The following is a 6610-nucleotide window of genomic DNA, read 5'->3' on the forward strand; positions in this document are numbered from 1 at the left end:
CTTAGAACGCCAGCTCCGCGCTGAAGTAAAGCACCCGCCGCTCGTCGTAGTTGTTGTCGACAAAGGTGGTGGGCTGATGGTCGAGACGTTGCTGGAGTACCCCGGCCAGTTCCAGGTTGGCCTTGCCCAGGCCGATGCGTTTGGCAATGCGGGTGTCGACCCGTTCAAAGCGGTAGCCGTTGAGGGCGTCGTCGCCATAGTAGAAAAGGGCGCTGTTCCAGCCGTGGCCCCATTCACGCAGCCAACCGGCGGAGCCGCTATTGCGGGCGGTCTGTTGCGCGTCCAGCGGGTTGCTCGCCTCGGCATCGACGTAGGCGTAGCTCAGGCGCAGGCGGTCGACGCTGCCGATTCTCCAGTCCAGCTGGGTTTCCGCCCCGGAGAATCGCGCTTTGTTCGAGTTGCTGGCGATGTACTGATTGTTGCGCAGCGGTTCGCTGATCATGCCGGTGATTTCGTCGTAGAACAGCTTCACATCCACCGACAGTCCCCACTCGGCGAAGTAGCCGTTGTAGCCCAGTTCCCGGGAACGCATGTGTTCCTGTTCGAGATTGCCGGGCCCGCGGGTCTTGACGAAGTAGCGGGCACTGGACTGACCGTAGGCACTGGGCCGCAGGTTGGTCACCTGGTAGCTCCAATTGACGTTGTTTTCGAACATGTCCGGCGAGCGGATGGCTTCCGAGTACACCGCGCGCAAACCGTGGCGCGGATTGATCAGGTAATTGACCGCCACCCGCGGGGTCAGCGAACTGCCGATCAATTGCGAGTCTTCGAACATCGCACCGCCCTGCAGCAGCCAGTGCTCGGTGGCGCGCCACTCGAGTTGGCCGAACGTCCGCCAGGTGGTGTCGTCGAGGGTGCCATTGAAGTAGGTCTCGGAATCTGCCCGGTCGTAACGATAGTTCATACCGCTGACCAATCGCAGACTGTCGGACAGGCTGAGGGTGTCTTGCACTTCCAGGTCGTAGCGCGTTTCCCGGCTGCTCTGGTCGATGTCGCCACAGAGGGTTTGCCGGGCGCCGTTGGTCCATTGGCTCAGCACCCGATTGGCCAGCGCTTGTTCGGCCGGCGTACCGGCCGGGGCGCCAGTGCCGGTGAAGCGTTCGATATTGCGGGCCAGGCGTTCGGTGTAGTTCGGGTTGAGCTGCCAGAGTTCGGTCAGCTCCGGACTGAACGAGACCTCGGCGTCGCAGGCGCGCCAGGTTTGCTGGCGATCCCAATGCTGGGCCGAACCCTGGATGTACAGGCTGTGATCTGGATTGATGTCGAGGTTCCAGCGCAAGGAGCCGGCGTAGTCCTTGGCGACCACGTCGGAATTTTTCCCCGCTTCGGTAATCCCCGAGAACACCGGTCGGTAGGTGTATGGCCGCTGGTTGGTCCCGTCCTTGGCATTCAATTGCCAATCGATACTCTGTTGTTCGTCGAGCGCCTGGCTGACGGCCAGGTTGAAGCGGTTCAAGCGGCGACTGTCGTGATAATCGTCACCCTTGCGATCCGAGTCAAAGCCATCGTCTTGTTGACCGGACAGCGACAGGCGCAGATCACCGCCGTCCCAACCCATGCCCTGGCTGGCATAAAAGTCGTCGATGCCGCGCTGCCCATGGGTAATTTTCATCCGCGTGCCATGACTGTCGGCCGGGTTGCGCGTGATGATGTTGACCACCGCCATCAGCGCGTTGGCGCCATAGCTGACAGTGTTCGGGCCGCGGAACACTTCGATGCGCTCAATGTCTTCCATGGCCACCGGAATATCACTCCAGTCCACCGTGGCCAGGCCGGCACGGTACACCGAGCGGCCGTCGATCAACACTTGCAGGCGTCGCGCTTCGCTGGCGTTGGTGCCGTGGTAGTTCACTGCCGGCTGATTGCCATTGATATTGCCGACCATCATTCCCGGCACCAGGCGCAACAATTCACTGATGTCCCGGGCGCCACTGGCGTTGATCAGTGCGCTGTCGATCACCGTCATGCTCCCCGGCACCGCGGCTGGCGACTGCTTCAAGCGGGTCGCGGTCAGCACTTGCGGCACGGGCTCACTGTCGAGGAACAAGTCGTCGGCCAGTAACGGCGGGCTGAAGACCAGCGCCAATACCAGCGGCGAGCGAGGTGAGGGAGACCCAAAAGACACAACACATCCTTGATAGCGTTTTAACTGGCGCGCATGTTAACCGAGCTGATGGACTTTTCCAGTCACGATGCCGGCATTTTCCTCGGATTTATTGGTCTTCTTCATACAAGTGCCGGTAATTGATGCGGGGGCTGGCCGCCACTGGGCCGCTCCGTATAATGCCGACATCGCCACTGGTATGGATTAACGGATTGCATATGACTGAACAGCGCCCAATTGCGGTCCTGGGAGGCGGAAGTTTTGGTACCGCCGTGGCTAATCTGCTGGCCGAGAACGGGCATCAGGTCCGACAGTGGATGCGTGACCCCGAACAGGCCGAGTCCATTCGGGTCAATCGCGAGAACCCGCGTTACCTCAAAGGCATCAAGATTCTGCCGGCCGTGGAGCCGGTCACAGACCTGCAGGCGACCCTGGACGCCTGCGACCTGTGCTTTGTCGCACTGCCGTCCAGCGCGCTGCGTTCGGTACTGGTGCCGCACGCCGAACGTTTGAGCGGCAAATTGCTGGTGAGCCTGACCAAAGGCATCGAAGCGCATACGTTCAAGCTGATGAGCGAGATCCTCGAAGAGATCGCCCCGCAAGCGCGCATTGGCGTGCTGTCCGGGCCGAACCTGGCCCGTGAAATCGCCGAACACGCGCTGACCGCCACCGTCGTCGCCAGCGAAGACGAAGAACTCTGCGTGCGCGTGCAGGAAGCGCTGCACGGTCGGACCTTTCGCGTCTACGCCAGCGCCGACCGCTACGGCGTGGAGTTGGGCGGGGCGTTGAAAAACGTCTACGCGATCATCGCCGGCATGGCGGTGGCCCTGGGCATGGGCGAAAACACCAAGAGCATGCTGATCACCCGGGCCTTGGCGGAAATGACGCGCTTCGCGGTGAATCAGGGCGCCAACCCGATGACCTTCCTCGGCCTCGCGGGCGTCGGCGACCTGATCGTCACCTGTTCGTCACCGAAAAGCCGCAATTACCAGGTCGGGTTCGCCCTTGGCCAGGGCTTGAGCCTGGACGATGCGGTGACGCGCCTGGGTGAAGTCGCTGAAGGGGTCAACACCCTCAAGGTGCTCAAGGCCAAGGCCCAGGAGGCGGGCGTGTATATGCCGCTGGTCGCCGGACTGCACGCGATCCTGTTCGAAGGGCGCACGCTTAATCAGGTGATCGAGTTGTTGATGCGCGGCGAACCGAAAACCGACGTCGACTTTATTTCCACCAGCGGTTTCAACTGAATTTATCGACAGCCGACCGATCTACAGAGGCAGGGAGCGAGACATGAACGATCCGAAAGTAGAAGCCAAATACGAATCCATCCTGCTACGGGTGTTGTGGATGATCGTCTTCTTGCTGGTCTGGCAAGTGGCGCAATTCATCCTCGGCGCGGTGGTGCTGGTGCAGTTGATCTATCGTTTGTTCTATGGCGCCCCGAGCGCCAGCCTGATGAACTTCGGCGACAGCCTGAGCCAGTTTCTGGCACAGATCGGTCGTTTCGGCACGTTTCACAGCGACCAGAAACCCTGGCCGTTCGCCGACTGGCCGACGCCGCGTACACCGGAAGGCGAAGCGCCGCATGTGGTGGCGCCAGCCCCGCATCCGGCCCGAGATGAGGAACCGAAACTATGAAACTCTGGGTATTACGTCATGGTGAAGCCGAGCCACACGGCACACGCGCAGACTCCGAACGGGAACTGACTGCACACGGTCGTGAAGAAGTGCTGCGCACCGCCGCCGAACTGATCGGTAAACCGATTACGGCGATCTATGCCAGCCCTTACCGACGAGCGCAGCAGACCGCACAGCTGGTGCGTGAGGCGCTGGGGTTTGCGCCGGAGATCCGCACGGTTGAATGGCTGACCCCGGATTACAGCCCGCAAGTGGTCTCGGAGCAGTTGGTGTCGGTGGACCGCGCCTTGCTGGTCAGTCATAACCCGCTGGTGGGCAATCTGCTGGGTTACCTGCAGCACGGCCATGTGCAGGATCCGGAAAAGGTGGAAACCGCCGGCCTGGCGGAGCTGGAAGGCGATTTGCCGCTGGCCGGGGCGATGAAGCTCAACGGCATCAAACACCCTTAATTGCTTGTGCTCATGTAGGAGCGAGGCTTGCCCGCGAAGGCGTCCTTGAGGGCGCCAACAGCTTCGCGGGCAAGCCTCGCTCCTACACGTGTCCGGTGACACCCCCAAAATATTTAACCAAGCAACCGCTTGGTTGACTACGCTTGCTCCAGACCAAAAACAAAGGAGCGAGTCGCATGCCTGCTGCTTTTCGTTTGCCGCTGGACGTCTTCTACGAGCGTGAGGCCCGTCATCCGCGCCAGCGCTTTCTGGTCCAGCCGATGGGCGGTGGACAGGTCGAGACCCTGACCTGGGGCGACGTCGGCCATCAGGCCCGCTGCGCTGCGCACTGGCTGCGGGCCCGGGAATTGCCGCAAGGCAGCCATATCGCCCTGATCTCGAAAAACTGCGCCCACTGGATCATCGCCGACCTGGCGATCTGGATGGCCGGGCATGTCTCGGTGCCGCTCTACCCGAACCTCACCGCCGAGTCCGTGGCCCAGGTGCTGGAACACTCCGAAGCGGCGCTGGCGTTCATCGGCAAACTCGACGACTGGCCGGGTATGTCGCGCGGGGTCAATCCGGACCTGCCGACCATCAGCCTGCCGCTGCACCCGCAAGGTGCTTTCAATTACAGCTGGGCCGACCTGCAACGCAGCTCACCGATCCAGGACGACCCCAAACCCGGCGCCGATCAGTTGGCGACCATCATCTACACCTCCGGCACCACCGGCCTGCCCAAAGGCGTGATGCACAGTTTCGGTAATCTGGGGTTTGCCACCACGCGCGGCACCCAGTTGTTTGGCCTCAATGAGTCGGATCGATTGCTGTCCTACCTGCCGCTGTGCCACGTCGCCGAGCGGATGTTCGTCGAACTGGCCTCGATCTACACCGGCCAAACGGTATTCTTCGCCGAGAGCCTCGATACCTTTCTCACCGATTTGCGCCGTGCGCGACCGACCGCACTGTTCGGCGTACCGCGCATCTGGACCAAATTCCAGATGGGCGTCTACAGCAAGATCCCGGCAAAACGCCTCGACTTCCTGCTCGGCCTGCCCTTCATCGGCAAGCGGGTCGGGCACAAAGTCCTTGCCGGTCTTGGGCTCGATGCCTTGCGCATCGCCCTGTCCGGTGCGGCGCCAGTGCCGCAGACCTTGCTGCTGTGGTACCGCAAATTGGGGCTGGATGTGCTGGAGGTGTATGGCATGACCGAAAGCTGCGGCTATTCGCACATTTGCCTGCCGGGCCAGAACAAACCCGGCTGGATCGGCAAGCCTTGCCCGGAGGTCGAGGTGCGAATTGCCGAGACGGGCGAGGTGCTGGTGCGCAGCGGCGCGACCATGCTCGGGTATTTCAAGGAACCCGGGAAAACCGCTGAAACCATCACCGAGGACGGCTTCCTGCGCACCGGTGACAAGGGCGAGGAAGACGCCGAAGGCAACCTGCGCCTGACCGGGCGCCTGAAGGAAATCTTCAAGACCAGCAAAGGCAAGTACGTGGCCCCGGCCCCGATCGAAAATCGTCTGGCGGTGCATTCGCGGATCGAGCAGGTGTGCGTGGTCGGCGATGGCTTGAGCGCGCCGCTGGGGTTGTGCGTGCTCTCGGCGGTCGGTCAGCAGGACGCGGGCGGGACGGCTCGCGCGAGTTTGCATTCGAGCCTGGAAAAATTGCTGGAGGAGGTCAACGGCGTGCTCGACAAACACGAGCGCTTGCGGCGACTGGTGGTGGTCAAGGACAGTTGGGCGGTGGAAAACGGCTTCCTGACCCCGACCTTGAAAATCAAACGTAACGTGATCGAAGCCGCTTACGGCGCCCGCTTCGAAGAATGGAGCGAGCGCAGTGAAGCGGTGCTGTGGCAGGATTGAGTCACGAATAAAACCGACATAGGAAAGCAACGATGAGTCTGTGGCGTACCACTCCCAACATCGAGCAGTTGAACGCAATCCAGAAAAACACCATCGGCGAAGTGCTGGATATTCGCTTTGAAGCCTTCGACGAAGCGTCCCTGACCGCGAGCATGGTCATCGACCACCGCACGCACCAACCGTACGGTTTGCTGCACGGCGGCGCCTCGGTGGTGCTGGCCGAGTCCGTCGGTTCCATGGCCAGCTACCTGTGCATCGACGCCAGCAAGTTCTACTGCGTGGGCCTGGAAATCAATGCCAACCATTTGCGCGGCTTGCGCAGTGGCCGGGTGACGGCGGTGGCCAAGCCGATTCACATTGGCCGCACGACGCACGTCTGGGATATCCGTTTGACCAGCGACGAGGGCAAGGCCAGTTGTGTATCGAGGCTGACCATGGCGGTGGTGCCGCTGGGTGAAACTCCTCCCACCCGCTAAACACAATCCCCTAATGAAATGGCTACCCCCGCCGCCCCCTGTGATCGCCCACTAAGCTTTCACCGGGGGCTCATCGGAGATTGTTGCCATGAACAAAGTAGC

6 protein-coding genes are annotated in these 6610 nt (G+C 61.6%); 5 read left to right on the forward strand and 1 reads right to left on the reverse strand.

The features are described from left to right. Position 1: 1 nt before the first annotated feature. Entirely contained in the window at positions 2-2125 is a 2124-nt protein-coding gene (locus tag ACIPL2_RS32005) for a TonB-dependent receptor plug domain-containing protein (protein WP_401363914.1), read from the reverse strand. Between the two features lie 197 nt (positions 2126-2322). Between ACIPL2_RS32005 and ACIPL2_RS32010 the strand changes: the two genes are divergently transcribed. The 5 genes from ACIPL2_RS32010 to ACIPL2_RS32030 all read left to right on the forward strand — a co-directional run bounded on the left by ACIPL2_RS32010 (position 2323) and on the right by ACIPL2_RS32030 (position 6508). Further along, entirely contained in the window at positions 2323-3348 is a 1026-nt protein-coding gene (locus ACIPL2_RS32010) for an NAD(P)H-dependent glycerol-3-phosphate dehydrogenase (RefSeq protein WP_401363917.1), read from the forward strand. 43 nt (positions 3349-3391) lie between these two features. Further along, positions 3392-3739 (forward strand): DUF4389 domain-containing protein, encoded by a 348-nt coding sequence (locus tag ACIPL2_RS32015; protein ID WP_401363920.1) that lies wholly within the window; start codon positions 3392-3394, stop codon positions 3737-3739. After that, positions 3736-4188 carry a phosphohistidine phosphatase SixA gene (gene sixA, locus ACIPL2_RS32020; RefSeq protein WP_401363922.1) on the forward strand — a complete coding sequence of 151 codons (453 nt, stop codon included), beginning with the start codon at positions 3736-3738 and terminating at the stop codon, positions 4186-4188. The genes ACIPL2_RS32015 and sixA overlap by 4 nt, the downstream gene beginning before the upstream one ends. 176 nt (positions 4189-4364) lie before the next feature. Next, the gene (locus tag ACIPL2_RS32025) at positions 4365-6032 is read left to right on the forward strand and encodes an AMP-binding protein (RefSeq protein ID WP_401363925.1); all 1668 of its coding nucleotides are present in this window, start codon (positions 4365-4367) and stop codon (positions 6030-6032) included. Positions 6033-6064: 32 nt separating this feature from the next. Beyond that, complete coding sequence (locus ACIPL2_RS32030; protein ID WP_401363928.1) at positions 6065-6508, forward strand: hotdog fold thioesterase; 444 nt, start codon at positions 6065-6067, stop codon at positions 6506-6508. Positions 6509-6610: the final 102 nt, after the last annotated feature.

This window comes from Pseudomonas sp. NPDC086251 (assembly GCF_044746405.1).
In the GTDB taxonomy this organism is placed as follows: domain Bacteria; phylum Pseudomonadota; class Gammaproteobacteria; order Pseudomonadales; family Pseudomonadaceae; genus Aquipseudomonas.